The 16,102-nt window shown below is 45.3% G+C and carries 16 protein-coding genes; 11 read left to right on the top strand and 5 right to left on the bottom strand.

Annotation, left to right across the window (positions count from 1 at the left end):
* Positions 1-178: 178 nt before the first annotated feature.
* The 9 genes from GWI56_RS17480 to GWI56_RS17440 all read left to right on the top strand — a co-directional run bounded on the left by GWI56_RS17480 (position 179) and on the right by GWI56_RS17440 (position 10,785).
* Positions 179-2,296 (top strand): TonB-dependent receptor, encoded by a 2,118-nt coding sequence (locus tag GWI56_RS17480; RefSeq protein WP_198573625.1) that lies wholly within the window; start codon positions 179-181, stop codon positions 2,294-2,296.
* Between the two features lie 92 nt (positions 2,297-2,388).
* A complete protein-coding gene (locus GWI56_RS17475) occupies positions 2,389-3,099 on the top strand; it encodes a TetR/AcrR family transcriptional regulator (protein WP_198573624.1) in 711 nt (236 codons plus the stop codon).
* A gap of 72 nt (positions 3,100-3,171) precedes the next feature.
* Positions 3,172-4,113 (top strand): iron chelate uptake ABC transporter family permease subunit, encoded by a 942-nt coding sequence (locus GWI56_RS17470; protein WP_347339146.1) that lies wholly within the window; start codon positions 3,172-3,174, stop codon positions 4,111-4,113.
* Positions 4,110-5,060 (top strand): iron chelate uptake ABC transporter family permease subunit, encoded by a 951-nt coding sequence (locus tag GWI56_RS17465; protein WP_198573623.1) that lies wholly within the window; start codon positions 4,110-4,112, stop codon positions 5,058-5,060. Before GWI56_RS17470 ends, GWI56_RS17465 begins: the two co-directional genes overlap by 4 nt.
* On the top strand, positions 5,057-5,839 hold the full coding sequence (locus tag GWI56_RS17460) for an ATP-binding cassette domain-containing protein (RefSeq protein WP_198573622.1): 783 nt from the start codon (positions 5,057-5,059) through the stop codon (positions 5,837-5,839). Before GWI56_RS17465 ends, GWI56_RS17460 begins: the two co-directional genes overlap by 4 nt.
* Positions 5,836-6,837, top strand: a complete 1,002-nt coding sequence (locus GWI56_RS17455; protein ID WP_198573621.1) for a siderophore ABC transporter substrate-binding protein — start codon at positions 5,836-5,838, stop codon at positions 6,835-6,837. Before GWI56_RS17460 ends, GWI56_RS17455 begins: the two co-directional genes overlap by 4 nt.
* Before the next feature lie 154 nt (positions 6,838-6,991).
* Complete coding sequence (locus tag GWI56_RS17450; RefSeq protein WP_028761491.1) at positions 6,992-7,282, top strand: DUF2607 family protein; 291 nt, start codon at positions 6,992-6,994, stop codon at positions 7,280-7,282.
* 85 nt (positions 7,283-7,367) lie between these two features.
* Positions 7,368-9,539: a TonB-dependent siderophore receptor gene (locus GWI56_RS17445; RefSeq protein WP_198573620.1), complete on the top strand. Its 2,172-nt coding sequence runs from the start codon at positions 7,368-7,370 to the stop codon at positions 9,537-9,539.
* A complete protein-coding gene (locus tag GWI56_RS17440; protein ID WP_198573619.1) occupies positions 9,529-10,785 on the top strand; it encodes a heparan-alpha-glucosaminide N-acetyltransferase domain-containing protein in 1,257 nt (418 codons plus the stop codon). Before GWI56_RS17445 ends, GWI56_RS17440 begins: the two co-directional genes overlap by 11 nt.
* Positions 10,786-10,878: 93 nt before the next feature.
* On the opposite strand, the gene dpsA is transcribed toward GWI56_RS17440, so the two are convergent.
* The gene (gene dpsA, locus GWI56_RS17435; RefSeq protein WP_028761488.1) at positions 10,879-11,346 is read right to left on the bottom strand and encodes a DNA starvation/stationary phase protection protein DpsA; all 468 of its coding nucleotides are present in this window, start codon (positions 11,344-11,346) and stop codon (positions 10,879-10,881) included.
* Between the two features lie 243 nt (positions 11,347-11,589).
* On the opposite strand from dpsA, the gene GWI56_RS17430 reads away from it, so the two are divergent.
* On the top strand, positions 11,590-11,943 hold the full coding sequence (locus tag GWI56_RS17430; protein WP_113939278.1) for a hypothetical protein: 354 nt from the start codon (positions 11,590-11,592) through the stop codon (positions 11,941-11,943).
* Positions 11,944-12,098: 155 nt separating this feature from the next.
* Positions 12,099-12,578, top strand: coding sequence for a ribosomal protein S18-alanine N-acetyltransferase (gene rimI, locus GWI56_RS17425; protein WP_242068435.1), 480 nt, complete (start codon positions 12,099-12,101; stop codon positions 12,576-12,578).
* A 203-nt stretch (positions 12,579-12,781) separates the two neighbouring features.
* Here the strand turns inward: rimI and lipA are convergent, their stop codons facing one another.
* The 4 genes from lipA to GWI56_RS17405 form a co-directional block, all read right to left on the bottom strand.
* Positions 12,782-13,747 (bottom strand): lipoyl synthase, encoded by a 966-nt coding sequence (gene lipA, locus GWI56_RS17420; protein ID WP_198573617.1) that lies wholly within the window; start codon positions 13,745-13,747, stop codon positions 12,782-12,784.
* Positions 13,744-14,397, bottom strand: coding sequence for a lipoyl(octanoyl) transferase LipB (gene lipB / locus GWI56_RS17415; RefSeq protein ID WP_028761484.1), 654 nt, complete (start codon positions 14,395-14,397; stop codon positions 13,744-13,746). The genes lipA and lipB overlap by 4 nt, the downstream gene beginning before the upstream one ends.
* A 93-nt stretch (positions 14,398-14,490) precedes the next feature.
* Positions 14,491-14,757: a DUF493 family protein YbeD gene (gene ybeD / locus GWI56_RS17410; protein WP_006082758.1), complete on the bottom strand. Its 267-nt coding sequence runs from the start codon at positions 14,755-14,757 to the stop codon at positions 14,491-14,493.
* Between the two features lie 121 nt (positions 14,758-14,878).
* Positions 14,879-16,054 carry a serine hydrolase gene (locus tag GWI56_RS17405; protein WP_028761483.1) on the bottom strand — a complete coding sequence of 392 codons (1,176 nt, stop codon included), beginning with the start codon at positions 16,052-16,054 and terminating at the stop codon, positions 14,879-14,881.
* Between the last annotated feature and the right edge of the window lie 48 nt (positions 16,055-16,102).

Here is a 16,102-nt window from a genome sequence, read left to right as displayed (position 1 = left end):
GAACATCCACGAGCCAAATTCCTTGTTTCATAAAAATTGAACCGCCATGAGATGGCGACCATATTAAGCGGTCATTTTTATTTATCAACACAGTGTTGATAAATGTTTTGAATGGCGATAATATAATTGATAACCATTCTCATTGGCAACAAATCTTTCGTATAAGGAGTTATTAAACATGCCCCGATTTGGTAAGTTTTACCCACAATCAAAGTGGGTTATCGGTTCTCTTGCGCTGGGGCTTAGCGCTATTTCAGGCTCAACTATTGCTGACAGTGGAACTGCTCCGGATAAGCAATCCAAGCAACAAGATGCAGCGGGAAATATTGAAGTCATCACAGTTTACGGTCAGAAAATCGAGCGGACGCTGAAGGAAACGGCGAGCTCAGTGACGGTCATCACCGAAGAACAGTTGAGGAAAAATGCCGACCAATCAACGATCTCTGAAATTCTCGGCGGTACGCCAAACTTAATTTATGCCGGAAATACCGATGCGCCCATTATCCGCGGAACGGATACTAAAGGGCCTGTTGCAGCGGGTAATGCCTACTTATCTAAGCCTGTGCCTGGGGCAACTATCAGTGTTGATGGTAAATATCTGAGCCCCGCAGAACTGGATTTAGGTGCCGCAGGCGTGTGGGATGTGTCGTCTATTGAAGTCTACCGTGGTCCGCAAACGACCAGTCAAGGAGCCAACAGTATTGCTGGCGCCGTAGTCATCCATACCCATAACCCCACTTATACGCCAGAATTTGCAGCGCAAGCACTTTATGGCAGTCGGAATAAGAAGCGCTTTTCGGTCATGGCGTCCGGTGCGCTAAGTAATGACTTTGCCGCAAGAATTAGCGCAGATTACAGCGCTAGAGATACCTTTGTTGATTACGTTAACCCAGAGTTTACTGCCCATGATTTAGATTTTGAGTTTAAAAACCAAAATCTACGGGCGAAGTTGTTATGGGAACCCGAAAAATACAGCAACTTTTCCGCCATGCTGACTTATTCCTCCACTGAGGCTAAACGTCCCAGAAACGAGGTGGTATCAGAACCCTATGATGACTTAGAAAATCGTTCAATTTTTCAGGATAATCAAGAAGTCAGCAATCATGTCGGAATTTTTGATCTTGAATATGTGTTCGATAATGGCATGAAGCTGCATAACCAACTGCAGTATTCAGAAGGGCAGTTTGATTATCACTTCGCAGCACCTTATCAAGGGATTGCAAAACGAGATAATGAAAACTTTTCGAATGATATAAGGCTGAACTTTGGTGACAAGAGTTCAGAGTTTAGTGGGGTTGCCGGTGTATTCTACTGGGATGATAAAACCAACAACAAGCTGAACAACGTATTTGGTAATGCCGACGCCGACCTGAGACATACCAGTTTTGCCCCCTACGGTGAAGTCATATGGCGTTTCTCACCCAAGTGGGCATTCACCAGCGCACTTCGTTATCAGTCTGATGAAATTAGCCACGATGGTATTGCCAGCTACATCCCAGGTGTGCGCCATCAATATGAAGAGACGTTTACGGCTTTATTACCTAAGGTTGTCCTGTCTTATGATCTGACAGATAACGTCTTAATCGGCGCTATGATCAGTGAAGGTAACATTCCTGGGGGCACAGGCATTAACTTCCGCGGCGGCGAATATTATACATTCGATGCCGAATCGGCATGGAACTATGAACTTTTTACCCGTATCGATCTGCTTGAACAGCGCTTAATCATAAATAGCAATCTCTTTTACACCCGCTTTAAAGATTCACAACGTTCAGTTACTGACTACCTAGATGGACGACCCTTTGGTTCTGTCATTATTAATGCCGATGAAGCGCAAAGCTATGGGATTGAATTAGATTGGAACTTTAAAGTGGCCGATAGTTTTAGCCTATATGGTGGGCTGGGTTTACTTGAAACTGAGATAAGTGAATTTAATGACTACCGTGGCGAGGAGTTTGTCGGCAACGAGTTTAGTAAAGCGCCGGGATATATGTTCAATATAGGGTTTGACTATTCAATCACAGACACTATCAAAGTGAGCGGTGATGTGCGCCATACGGATGGATACTTTTCAACGGATACCAATGAGCCTGAGTTAAGAGTGGGGTCTTACACAACGGTAAACCTGAATTCTTCTTATCAAATCAACCAATATTTTGAAGCCTTTGTTTATGCACGTAATTTGCTGGATGAACATGCACCTGTGGCAAAAATGGCTGACAGAAGTACCGGAGGCGTGGATGCATATTTACTTGAACCTCGAGAAATAGGTGTAGGCGTCAGGGCGAAGTTTTAGCGGCTAGCTTCTACCCGCGGTATTGGCTATTGCCATGCAGCGGGTAGCAAGAGCGGTTAGAATGGCTTTTTTGCCTTGGAAACCTTATCGATATGACACAAGTACCGGATCAACCCACTCAAAAACGCCAGCGTGGCAGACCTAGCCGTATTTCCCGTGAGGCTATCGCCAGAGCTGCGTTGGAGATTGGGGTTGATCAAGCGACCATCCCAGCTATAGCGGCGCATTTAAAGGTCGATCATTCTTCCCTCTACCATCACGTAGCAGGTCGGAATGATGTTATCTCCATTGCCGCTGAGCTTGCAATTAATGAGCTGGACTGGCGAGCGCCAGCAGCCAACGATTGGCGGAGCGAATTGATCATATTGACCGATGCCATTTGGGCACTGTATGAGCGTCATCCTGGCCTCGCTGAGTCTATCCATCAGGCCAGTGTTACGCCGTCATCGGGTATACGTTCTTTTGCTGAATCGGTCGAAAAGCTGCAACGCAAAGGCTTCTCCCTCGATGAGGCTGTGCTTGCCGTTGATATCTTAGTTGACATGGTGGGGGAGTGCTTTTTGGGATGGTGGTCAACCACTAAACCAGAAGCAGATGGCCGGACACGTAAAGAGCGAATTATCGCAATTTGGGAAGATGAAGCCACCAAGCTCCCTGATAAAGCTGAGCAGATAAATGCGATGGTAGACATCATGAAGGTGGGCGCACGCAGATGGTGGGAGCGAAAACGTGACTTAGTGTTAGCGGGTATTGCCGTTACCCATGCCCAAAAGGCAGGGGGATCCGATAAGGCTCAAACATAGCGTGTCGATATGAAAACCTCATAGCGGCTGCAGATTAGTACAAGATTTATTGCGTATAGGAAGTATCAGTTTGTGAAGGTGGTTTATGCACTGACGTGCTTTTTTGTGCTTTGTTTTGCCTCATTGCTGCTAGGCGCAAAGTATGCCTCTGTGACGCAGATGCTGACGTTATCGGATGATGTCTGGTTGGTGTTATCTGCGAGTCGTCTGCCGCGGCTCTTTGCCTTGATTTGCTCAGGTGTCGGGCTCGCTGTCTGTGGCGTGATATTGCAGCAGATTGTGCAAAACAAGTTTGTTGAACCTGCTACTTGTGGCGGGCTTGATGCCGCCAAACTAGGCATATTAATTTCAATCATTCATGCCCCGAGTATGAGTGTCACCGCCAGAATGTTGGGGGCTTTGGTTTTTTGCTTGCTTGCGAGCTTAGCCTTTATTCTGATTATTCGTGGTATTCGGTATAAGAGTCCGGTGCTCATTCCAATTATTGGGATTATGTTTGGCAGTGTACTCAGTGCGATAGCGGAACTTTATGCTTATAAAAACAATATGATGCAGAGTATGCAGGGATGGATGCTGGGTGATTTTTCAAAAATCGTGCAGGGTAACTACGAAATCATCTATCTGATCCTTCCCGTAGTCATACTGACCTACCTTTATGCACAGCGCTTTACCATTGTAGGAATGGGCGAAGGCTTGGCTACCACACTAGGCCTGAGTTATTTCAACCTAGTTATCTTAGGGTTAGTGCTGGTTTCCCTGACCATAGCGACCACAGTTATCACAGTCGGGAGCATTCCATTTATTGGTTTGATTATTCCTAATCTTGTCGCTATGCGTTACGGCGATAATTTAAAACGTACCTTGCCTATTATCGCCTTTGCTGGCGCAACACTACTGATAATCTGTGACTTGCTTGGACGGCTTATTTTGTATCCCTTTGAAATTCCTATAGGTCTAACGGCAAGCTGTTTAGGTGGACTCATATTTTTAGTTATCGTTTGGAAAATCAAATGAAAGACAGTGCATGGCGTTTTTTGAGCTGGGGGCTGCCTATTATGTTGGCAGTCACATTTTTATTGATGGGCTCAGGCTTTGATTTTGACTATGTCATACCGAATCGATTGGTGCGTTTGGGCACTATTTGCCTTGGTGGTGTCTGTATTGCGTTTTCTTCGATACTGTTTCAGACCTTAGCCGGAAATCGCATTTTAACGCCATCTATCATGGGGTATGAAGGGGTTTACTTGATTTTGCAGGCACTGTTGATCCTTATCTTAGGGACGGGCAGCAGTATTCTGATCACCGCTAACAGCAATTTCTTTGTCTCAGTCGTGGTGATGTTGCTTTACTCAATGGCGATTCATCGTTGGCTATTTAGTGGAGATCGACATGATGTGTTCTTCCTACTGCTTGTGGGCTTAGTGCTCACTGTGGTGTTAGGCAGTTTTACTCAGTTAATCCAATATTCTATCAGTCCCGGTGAGTTTTCTATTTTCCAGAGCTACAGCTTAGCGTCGTTCAACCGCGCTCAACCAGAACAATTGCTTATCTCTCTAGTACTTGTCAGTGCCGTGTGTATTGCCGCTTGGAGAGTGCGTGCTGTACTTGATGTATTACTGATGGGGCGGGAGCAAACTATCTCTCTTGGTATTGATTATCAAAAAGTGGTGCGCCTGCTATTGGGTCTTATCGCGGTATTGGTCGCAATATCAACCAGTTTAGTGGGGCCGACTGCTTTTATGGGGATATTTGTCGCGAACATGGCCTATGCACTGGCAAGGCATCCGTCGCACTCATTTACCTTGATAACAGGATGCGCCGTTGCTATCTCGGTTTTTCTGATCGCGCAAATGCTCGTTGAGCATCTGTTTAATTATCAAACCAGTGTTGGGCTGTTAATTAATCTATTTTGTGGCGCCTATTTCTTTGTCTTAATTCTTAAACCTCGGAGCGCAGTGTGATAACCGTCAATAACTTATATCAGTCTTATGGCGCGAAACCTGTGCTAAAAAATGTCACGGCACAATTTCCCGAACATCAGATGACTTCTCTCATCGGCCCTAACGGTGCCGGCAAAAGTACCTTACTGATGTCGATTGGTCGGTTACTGAATATCCAGCAGGGCGAGGTATTACTCAAAGGTACTGCTATCCACAATATTCCCTTGAAGGATTATGCCAAGCAAGTGGCAACCATGCGTCAGTTTAACAGCCTCAATTTACGCCTGACGGTCAGGGAGTTAGTGGCATTTGGTCGTTTTCCCTATAGCCAAGGGGCACTCACAAAGGAAGATCATCGCACCATTGATGAAGCGCTGTCGTTTTTAGCTTTACAGTCATTAGCCAATGTATTTATTGATGAACTTAGCGGCGGACAACGCCAAATGGCTTTTCTGGCAATGGCGATTGCGCAGCAAACGGATTATTTATTGTTAGATGAACCGCTCAACAATCTGGATATGAAACATGCCGTTAGCATAATGCGGGCACTTCGCCATTTGTGTGACGATTACAAACGAACGGTAGTGTTAGTGGTTCACGATATCAATTTTGCGGCTAACTACTCCGACTATATTGTCGGTATGAAGCAAGGCGTTGTGCACTGCGCTGGACCCGTTGAAGAGGTCGTCACAGCACAAAGGTTAAAAGCACTGTACGAACTGGATCTTGAGGTGCTGAAAACGAACCAAGGAACAGTATGTAACTATTTCAACTTCAACTTACAAGGAGAATACAAGTGACGTCGAAATGTAGAAGTGGGACTAAAGTGATAGCGATTCTGTTATTTAGCTCGGCTTTTTTGCTGGCCTGCGACAATAAAACCGAATCAGTACAACTTGCATCATTGGATACGAGTGCTTCAACGGCTGAGTTGGATTTTGCCCCGATAGAGGTAGAGCATAAGCTGGGCACTACTGTTATTACAAAACGGCCAGTACGCGTTGCGGCCTTAGATATGAATGAAGTCGACTATCTCGAACAGTTGGGTATTCCCATTGTCGGTATGCCAAAGGATTTTGTTCCTTACTACCTGAAAGACTACAGCAACAATAGTGATATCGTTGATTTAGGTGCTATCGTTCAACCCAATATGGAACGTATTTATGCACTTAAACCCGATTTGGTGCTGATGTCATCCGTTCAAGCTAGTCATTATCAAGCGCTTTCCAATTTGGCACCAACCATTCATTTGGATATTGATTATCAAGACAGCAACAGCGATTACTTTGATATAGTCACAAAACACTTATTGATGCTGGGTAAATTATTCGATAAGCAAACCTTGGCAAAACATAAAGTGGATGAACTGGAAACTAAGATCCAAGCCGCCAGAATGGTGATTAAGGACAGGCCAGAAAAAGCCTTGGTGGTGTTGCATAATAATGGCGCTTTTCGATTTTTAGGTATTCGTTCTCGGTATGGGTTTATTTACAGTGCGCTAGGGGTTAAACCCGCTAGCTTATCAGAGCAGATGGGATTGCACGGTCAACCTGTATCAAGCGAGTTTATTCTTGAAAACAATCCCGACATCATTTACGTGGTTGACAGAACCGCAGTGATGGAGCGAAGCCCAGTATTGGATAAACAGTCCATAGATAACCCTCTTTTGCGTGAAACTAACGCTTGGAAGACGGGGAACATTATTTTTGTGGATCCAGAGGCTTGGTATATCACAGGTGCGGGCATAACATCCCTTAATATCATGATTGATGATGTGTTAAAGGGTTATGTAAAGTAGCAGGTTGCAAATCGTCTATGGACGGCATAGCTAATGACTCATGAGATAAGTTACCTCTTGTAACATTTAAGCCCTACGGCTTAGGTAAATCGGTTTGCAACTTTAGTAGTGCTTAACATACAATCGCCTGCCAAATTATCTGAGGAAGTAGGGTTTGAATAGTGTGATACAAACAAGACGCACCCTAGCAATATGGCTTGCTGCCATATTGGTGCTATTGTCTGTTGCCATTGCTGTTCACAGTGTTTCCCATGCTAGTGAAGACTCCAAGGCCAATTGTTCGCTGTGCTTACATCAGCACCAGTTGCAACATGCGCTAACCAGTACACCCTTTCATTTCCAACTCGCTCAGCAGGGTTATATCTCGGTTGAGTTTCAGGCCGTTTCCTTTAAGCGACCTTTTAGTCGTTTCTTCAATAGTCGTGCTCCACCCATAACAGCATAAGTTACTGTTTATTCAATTTATCTTAATTAACTTTGAGCGCCTTGGCTTAGCTAAGGCGCCGATGCTGTTTATTTTCGGAGTGAAAATGACTTCTTTTTATGTCCCTAAGCGCACTGCGCTGTTGCTGGGCGCCTTGTTTGTGCTCAATCCTATTTCAATGCTGTTGGCCGCAGAAAGCAGTCAATCGAGTTCACAAGCTATTGATACTGTGAGTGACGCAGTGCTTGACACTGACATTGAACGTTTAAGTATCCATTATCGCCAAGCCTATCGTGGCAATGTGTCCTCAACTGAACTTCCCCAAGCGATCAGTGTGTTAGACGAGCAATTGATAAAAGATGCGGGGCTGACGCGGTTTCAAGATGTACTGGACTATTCCGCGAGTGTGGCGCGGCAAAACAATGGCGGTGGTTTATGGGATAGTTTTTCCCTACGCGGCTTTCCGGGCAACGAAAACATGCCATCGGGGTATTTAATCAATGGCTTTAATGGTGGCCGAGGTTTTAGTGGTCATAGAGATTTATCAAACGTTGCCTATGTTGAGATTTTAAAAGGCCCAGGTTCGGCACTTTATGGCCGCTCCGAGCCCGGTGGCACAGTTAATATCGTCACTAAGAAACCCCAATATGAAACTAGTGGTTATTTAAAAGCATCGGCTGGGAGTTTCGACCAATATCGGTTAGAAGGTGATGTGACCTCAGGTTTAACCGATAACTTGGCATTTCGGATTAATGGCGCTTGGCAGGAACACGATAGTTTTCGTGATTATGTGTTTAGCGATAAAAAAATTGTTACGCCGTCTGTGCGTTGGCAGATTTCCGAAAAAGCTTCCTTGCTGTATGAAATGGAATACCTCAAGCAGGAACAGCTATTCGATCGCGGCATTATTGTGCTCAATAACGATATTAATACCGTACCACGCTCGCGTTATTTAGGTGAGCCTAATGATGGCGCAACGGAGGTGAATGCCACAGGGCATCAGCTGACATATGACTTTGAATTAAATGATGATTGGTCATTAACTGCTGGCTATAACTACCGAGACTCTAGCTTGAAGGGGTATTCGTCTGATGCCGAGTTAGCAAAGGGGCGGCAATCGCTATTTGATGATGGTCGCACGCTGACTAGGCAGCACAGATATCGTGACTACGCCTCTGAGGATAATTCGCTGCGTCTAGAGTTAAGTGGTCATGTGGATACGGGTTTTATTCGTCATAATTTGCTGCTTGGTGCAGATGTCTATCACTACAATTTGAAGACGGGACTGTATCGTTATCGGGGCAAAAAAGGTGAATACGCCATCGATATCTATGCCCCTCAATACGGTGGGCCTCAGCCAGAGGTGAGTTTGTTGTATGAGAATAACGAGACTCAAAAGGCGTGGGGGACCTATCTGCAAGATCAAATGGATTTAACAGAAAAGTGGAAGTTGCACCTTGGGCTAAGGTTCGATAGTTATCAGCAAGATATCAGCGAAGTCGCGAAAGATACTCTGTCAGAGCAAACCGATAGTCGAGTCAGCCCCAAGGTGGGTCTGGTGTATTTATGGTCCAATGCCTTAAGTTTCTATAGCTCTTATTCTGAAGGCTTTTTACCGCTTTCTGGAACTGACTTTGCGGGTAAGCCCTTCGAAGCGGAAGAGAGTCAGTCAGTTGAACTGGGGATGAAGTTTAATGGTACTTGGTTAAACGATCTTCCTATAAACGGTAGTTTAGCCGTGTTCGATGCTCAAAAGAGCAATATCTTGACCTCAGATCCTATCAATGTTGGTTTTTCTGCCACCTTAGGTAAAGCTAAAAGTAGCGGGGTTGAACTCGATTTAGCCGCTGAACTGACGGAGGATTTACAAGCAAAATTATCCTATGCCTATCTTAATACCCGTACCGCCAATGACAGTTTGAATCCTGATTGGGGCGTGCTCATTCCTGCAGGCAGTCCACTGGTGAATGTGCCAAAGCATACCGCGAGTGTGATTCTGAAACAGGATTTGAATAGGCTTTCTATTGATGGTCATCTAGGGCTTAGCTGGCGTTATGTGGATTCGCGCCTCGGCGATTCTGCCGATCCGAGTTTTCAATTGCCTTCTTATCAGTTACTTGGGTTGTTTATGAACACCCACTTAAGCGACAACTTAAGCCTTGGAGTGAATCTGGATAACTTACTGGATGAACATTACATCGCGAGTAGCTATTCCGCTCTTTGGGCCGTGCCGGGTGAGCCACGTAGCATTAAAGTGAGTGTCAGCTATGAATTCTAATATCAGTGCTAATCCAGCGTTATCTTCAGGTTTTGCCGAGCAAGAATTGGGTCGTTCTATTGGCCGCACCCGGATTAATAGTATCGATATGATGCGCGGCGCCGTGATGCTTATCATGTTACTTGACCATGTGCGGGAGCGGTTTTTCTTTCACATGCAGGTGAGCGATCCTATGGATTTGAGTTCGACCTCTTGGGGGCTTTTTGTGAGTCGCTTTGCCGCCCATTTTTGTGCGCCAGTCTTTGTGTTCTTAACCGGGGTTTCTGCATGGCTTTATGCCAATCGTAGCCATGGCGAGCCACGTTCAGCACGTATGTTTTTGATTAAACGCGGGCTGTTTTTAATCGTGCTGGAAATTTTAGTGATTAACTTCTCTAACCTCTCTTGGATGGTCAGCTATTACACCCTTTGGTTACAGGTGATTTGGGTGATTGGTCTGAGTATGTTAGCGCTCGCTGCGCTGATAAACCTGCCTAGACCTTGGATGGCCCTTTTAGGATTTGCGATTGTTTTTGGCCATAATCTGTTGACGCCAATTGGTTTTCAGCCAAATGAGTGGGCTTACGGTCTGTGGACCATATTGCACGACCGCGGTTATCTCGTCAGCGAAGGTGCGCTTAGGGTTAAGGTGAGTTATCCCGTGCTGCCTTGGATTGGAGTGATTTTACTGGGTTATGTTGCAGGGCCACTTTTTAGTAATAAGCCGAATGGAAGCCATCTTGATGCATCGGCTCGCCAGCAAAAGCTGTTGTTTTTAGGGATCAGCTGTTGGGTACTTTTTGCGGTGCTACGTGGGTTTAACCTTTATGGCGAAACCTTGCCTTGGCAGTCGGGGGCACATTTGGGTGAAACCTTGATGTCGGTATTCAATTTAACGAAATACCCGCCATCATTAAGCTTTTTACTGGTGACCTTAGGAGGTATGTTCTTTTGCTTAGTGGCCTTTGAGCGGTATTTTGCATCAAGTGGGAAAGTGGGAGGTGGATTAGCGCGAGTGGGCCATGGGTTGTCTGTGTTTGGCTCAGTGCCTATGTTCTTCTATATCTTACATTTGTACGTGCTGTTACTGCTTTATACTTTAGCGAAATTCATCTTTGGCGCAAACCATGGTGAGTACTTTGGTGTGAGCAATATAGGATGGGTTTGGTTTATCGTGGGCGTGTTAGCCATCGCATTGTATTATCCCGTTAAGCGATTTAGCGAATATAAAAAGCACAGCACTCAGGCTTGGATTAAGTACCTCTAATCTATTTTGCGTGATCAAGCTTTAAATGCAAAAGTCGCCAAGTGTTTACTTGGCGACTTTTTGCTTTGGTCAGAGCAATAATCTATTTAGCGATTATTCTGCGAGTAAGCTGCGTAACATCCAAGCGTTTTTCTCATGCAGTTGGATGCGCTGGGTGAGTAAGTCCGCAGTCGCTTCATCATTCGCTTGATTCACCAGCGGATACAAGGCTCTGGCATTGCGGATTACTAGCTCCTGATCGCTTAATAGTTCGCGGATCATGGTTTCGGCTTGAGTGACACCTTGATCTTCTTTTATCTCGGTCAGCGCGGCATAGGCTGAATATGAGCCGAGTGCTCTGGCGCCTAATGCACGTACACGCTCTGCGATAAGGTCGACCGCAAGGGCTAGTTCGGTATACTGCTGTTCAAATAGCAAGTGTAAGCTAGTGAACATTGGGCCAGTAACGTTCCAGTGAAAGCTATGGGTCTTAAGGTAAAGACTGTAGCTGTCAGCCAATAGTTGGTTTAGCCCTGCGGCGATTTCTTCTCTGTGAGCTTGATTGATACCTATGTTAATCATGGCGTTTTCCTTCTATTGTCTTACTGAGTGTGTTTAGTCTAATCTTCTGATATTAAATGTAAAATGAGTAAATTAGATTTTGTAAATCTATAAATTCGATTGAACTTTCGTGTGTTAAATCTCGTAAGCGATAAAGCCAGATATCATCTCCTTTCGCCGTGCTGCAGTAACAATGCCATGGCAGAACTGCTATCCTAGCGGGATATTGTGAGTTGATACTTTAATTGAATAAAACTGACCCTAATGAATAAATCAGCCTATTTAACCGCCATGAATGTGACAACTTGGCGAGTGCGCGACACTAAGGTGAAACCTTATTTAGTGATTTGGGATGAAAATGGTGAGTTACCAGAAGCAGAGCCGCTTATTGACGCTGTGCTAACGCTTATCGACATAAAGCGGGACGAATGTGATTTTGACTGTGAGCCCCATACGGGTAAACAGATCGTTTGGGATCTGCGACGTCACAAAGTCAGGCCACGTACCGCATGGTTAGTGTCTGAGCCGTTGGCCGATTTATTGGTGGGTTGGCAGGCTAAAAGCGCGCTCTGGCAGCAGATTTACCAATGGCGCGACCAAGCGCCAAGCAAGTCTTAAGCTCTACTCGTAAATACATTAATAACCAATACTTTGGAATACCGGCGTTGAGCATCCCACCAGTAGATAGTCTATTCACGACACCATTCGCAGCACAATTGACATCAGGTTTGCCTGTTGAGCTTGTGCCCCTCACACTTGAAGATGTTCCCCAAATGGCGCAGCTTGAATCCTTGGCCCATAGCCATCCCATGAGTGAGGGGAATCTTGCCGATTGTTTTGGTCACTTGTACCGTGTCCTAGGTTTAAAGCTGAGTGTTAACTTAGAGGTAGATGCAAATACTGAGGCAAATATTGACGTCGTTTCGGATTCAGATACTTATCACATCGAAGGACTCTTAGGGTTTGCGATAGTGCAGCAAATTATCGATGAAGTGACTTTATTGGATATTTGCCTATTACCGAGTCAGCAGGGCAAAGGTTACGGTAAGTTATTACTTAAGGCTGTGATGGCATCGGCCAAGGTATCGGGCGCTGTGGTGCTTATGTTAGAAGTGCGAGAGTCTAATCTTGCCGCCCGTGCTTTATATCAACAGGCTGGCTTTATTGAATCGGGACGTCGCAAAGGTTACTACCCGATAGAGGGCGGTAAAGAAGATGCTATCTTGATGGATTTAGCGATAAACCAAGAATAAGCTGAGCATTAGCGTTCATGTTGAAAAACGACAGCTATACGAACCATTTTTCATAAATAACAGTCATAAACAACTGTCATAAATAACAGTCATAAACAACTGTCATAAAAAACAGCCAATAAAAAACAGCGCCTAAGCGCTGTTTTTCTATTTGAATAACCCTGAACTCTATATCACTTGAGCTATGCATCTAAGCAAGAAGGTTATTTCACTTCTTTACCTTGGGCCTGCAGGTCCGCATGGTAGCTTGAACGCACTAATGGACCACAGGCTGCATGGGTAAAACCTAATTCATCGGCTAAGGCTTTAAGCTCATCAAACTCTGCTGGTGGCACATAACGTTCAACCGGCAAATGGAACTTAGACGGCTGTAGGTATTGGCCTAAGGTCAGCATTTCAACGTTGTGGGCGCGCAAGTCACGTAATACTTGAGCGATTTCTGCGTTGGTCTCACCCAGTCCCATCATCAGACCTGATTTAGTTGGCACATTGGGATGACGTTCTTTAAAGCGTTTGAGCAGATCGAGCGACCATTGGTAATTCGCACCTGGGCGCGCTTTACGATAATGCATGGGCGCCGTTTCTAAGTTGTGGTTAAACACATCAGGCGGCTCAGTCGATAAAATATCTAAGGCGGCATCGATACGACCACGGAAATCAGGCACTAAGGTTTCGATCTTGATGTCAGGATTCAGTTTACGAATTTCGCGGATACAATCGGCAAAATGCTGGGCGCCACCATCACGTAAATCGTCACGATCTACAGAGGTAATCACCACATATTTTAGCTTCATATCGCGGATAGTTTGCGCCAATTTAACTGGCTCTTCAGCATCAGGCTTAAGCGGACGACCATGGGCCACGTCGCAGAATGGGCAACGACGAGTACAAATCGCACCCAAAATCATAAAGGTTGCTGTGCCGTGGTTGAAGCATTCCGCGAGGTTAGGGCAAGAGGCTTCTTCACAGACCGAGTGCAGGCCATTTTTACGCAGCGCTTGCTTGATGTCTAAAATGCGTTGATTCGATGCCGGCAGTTTAACCCGTAACCAATCGGGTTTACGCAACATAGTGTCGCGCTCTGATGGGACGATTTTGACCGGAATACGAGACACTTTATCGGCATCTCTTAGTTTTACTCCGGGTTGTAAACGTTCAGGCCTATTCATGACGCTGCTAATCCTTGATGATGAACTAGGTGTTGATAGCCCAGTAATTGGCTAAAAGTAATAGTAAGTTGCTCGCCCGCTTCAATCACGGTTTGTGGTCCGCCAAGTGCTTTGCATTGCACCATTTCAAGACCGGCATAACCACAAGGGTTGATGCGGCGAAATGGTGCTAAATCCATATCGACATTAAGGGCTAATCCATGGAATGAACAGCCTTTACGAATGCGTAATCCGAGGGAGGCAATTTTACGTTCATCCACATATACACCCGGCGCATCGGCCTTGGCATAAGCGTTAATGTCGTACTTGGCGAGCATATCGACAATGCTTTGCTCTATATGAGTAACGAGTTGACGCACGCCGACTTTACTACGTTTTATGTCGAGAAGAGGATATACCACTAGTTGTCCAGGGCCGTGGTAAGTGACTTGGCCACCACGATCCACTTGGATCACAGGAATATCGCCAGCATTCAAAATATGCTCGCTTTTACCAGCTTGGCCTTGGGTAAACACGGGTGGGTGTTCTACTATCCACAGCTCATCTGGGCTCTCACTATTACGCGTGTCAGTGTAGTGCTGCATAGCATGCCACACTGATTCGTAATCTTGTTTTCCAAGATGCCGAATGTGCAAAGTCGTGTCTTGCAAGGGCAACCTCTCCCCTTAGAATTGAGTGGCGCTATTATACGCCTCTTGACCATAAATGTAAGACAGATCACATTTCATGGCCTTGAGGAATATTTATAGTACGCGGCGTACGCCTTCGATGGCGGCAAGTTCAGTGTACAAAATTTCGATATGGTCTTTGCTGGTCACTGTCACGCGGATAGTAATGGAGTGATAGCTACCTTTGCTCGACGTTTTTGTCGAAGGTGAATAATCACCCGGTGCATGTTTTTGTACCACAGCCACGACTTTGTCAGTTAGCGTTTCGTGGGCTTCACCGACGACCTTAAAAGGAAATGCGCAAGGGAAATCCATCAGTTCATCAAATTTAGTGTCTAACATACTCAGTACTCTTAGCGGCTATATTGGGATATATATGGTGGCGATTATACCCGATTCAAGGGCGATGCACTCCCCAAAAAAATAAAGCCACCCTAAGGTGGCTTTATTTATGGGACTTAACTTAGCTAAACCATCCAGAAAACATCTGCTTAAAGTAATCGACTAATTTACTAAACCAGCTACCTTCGTTGACTTCTTGCAACGTTACCAGTGGGAACTGGGCAATGTCTTTACCATCAAGTTGGAAGAATAGACGGCCTACAGTTTCACCTTTTTTCAACGGTGCATCTAATGGCTTAGTCAATTCGAAGTTTGCTTTCAAGTCTTTACCGCGGCCACGGCTGATTGTAATAGGTGTATCAGTTGCGACGCCTAAATCAACAGTGCTCTTGTCACCGTACCATATCTGTTGGGTTGTGAAGCTATCACCCGCTTTGTAAGGCGTGACAGTTTCAAAGAAACGGAAGCCATAGGTCAGTAACTTTTTACTTTCAGCTTTACGGGCTGATTCACTTTGAGTACCCAGAACCACAGAAATCAAACGCATGCCGTCTTTGGTTGCAGATGCCACTAAGTTGTAACCTGCACCAGAGGTGTGGCCTGTCTTGATACCGTCCACGCTCATGCTGTTATCCCACAACAAACCATTACGGTTATATTGTTTGATACCGTTGAAGGTATAAAATTTTTCGCTATAGATGCGGTATTCTTCTGGAACGTCGCGGATTAAGGCTGCACCTAACAATGCCATATCATAGGCGGTTGTTTTGTGGTTTTCTGAGTCTAAGCCATGGGAGTTTTCGAAGTAGCTATCACGCATACCCAGCTGTTTTGTCCATGAGTTCATCATGTCAACGAAGGCGCCTTCGGTGCCAGCGATATGCTCTGCCATAGCCACACACGCATCGTTACCCGATTGGATGATGATACCGCGGTTTAAATCCCCGACTTTAACGGTAGTACCGACTTCGATGAACATCTTCGAGGAGTCAGAGAAGTTTTTAGACCAGGCATTTTTACTGATAGTCACATCATCATCGACCGAGACATTGCCCGCTTTGATTTCTTGACCTATGACATAGCTGGTCATCATTTTAGTTAGGCTGGCTGGGTTAAGGCTTTCATAAGCGTTACTCTCAGCGATAATCTGGCCCGAATTATAATCCATCAAGACGAAAGCCTTGGCGGCCACTGCTGGTGCATCAGGTGTAATAATAGGCTGCGCAGCATAAACGGGGAGAGACACACTGGAAATTAGCAGCAATGTTTTAATGGGACTTTTTACAAAATTCATCATTAACTTGGCACGTCTTTTGGTTGTATTAAATGGAAAGGATTCGAGAAG

Origin of the sequence: Shewanella sp. DW31 (assembly GCF_015767295.1) — a bacterium.
Taxonomy (GTDB): domain Bacteria; phylum Pseudomonadota; class Gammaproteobacteria; order Enterobacterales; family Shewanellaceae; genus Shewanella; species Shewanella oncorhynchi.
Note: the sequence above shows the minus strand (reverse complement) of the source record. Positions and strands in the feature narration are given on the sequence as shown.

Bases quoted from the DNA above. Each gene is read 5' to 3' on its own strand.
- dpsA (WP_028761488.1), bottom strand. From the start codon at position 11,346: ATGATTAACATAGGTATCAATCAAGCTCACAGAGAAGAAATCGCCGCA.
- GWI56_RS17445 (WP_198573620.1), top strand. From the start codon at position 7,368: ATGACTTCTTTTTATGTCCCTAAGCGCACTGCGCTGTTGCTGGGCGCC.
- GWI56_RS17430 (WP_113939278.1), top strand. From the start codon at position 11,590: ATGAATAAATCAGCCTATTTAACCGCCATGAATGTGACAACTTGGCGA.
- GWI56_RS17440 (WP_198573619.1), top strand. From the start codon at position 9,529: ATGAATTCTAATATCAGTGCTAATCCAGCGTTATCTTCAGGTTTTGCC.
- ybeD (WP_006082758.1), bottom strand. From the start codon at position 14,757: ATGTTAGACACTAAATTTGATGAACTGATGGATTTCCCTTGCGCATTT.
- GWI56_RS17405 (WP_028761483.1), bottom strand. From the start codon at position 16,054: ATGATGAATTTTGTAAAAAGTCCCATTAAAACATTGCTGCTAATTTCC.
- GWI56_RS17475 (WP_198573624.1), top strand. From the start codon at position 2,389: ATGACACAAGTACCGGATCAACCCACTCAAAAACGCCAGCGTGGCAGA.
- GWI56_RS17480 (WP_198573625.1), top strand. From the start codon at position 179: ATGCCCCGATTTGGTAAGTTTTACCCACAATCAAAGTGGGTTATCGGT.
- GWI56_RS17465 (WP_198573623.1), top strand. From the start codon at position 4,110: ATGAAAGACAGTGCATGGCGTTTTTTGAGCTGGGGGCTGCCTATTATG.
- lipA (WP_198573617.1), bottom strand. From the start codon at position 13,747: ATGAATAGGCCTGAACGTTTACAACCCGGAGTAAAACTAAGAGATGCC.
- rimI (WP_242068435.1), top strand. From the start codon at position 12,099: ATGGCGCAGCTTGAATCCTTGGCCCATAGCCATCCCATGAGTGAGGGG.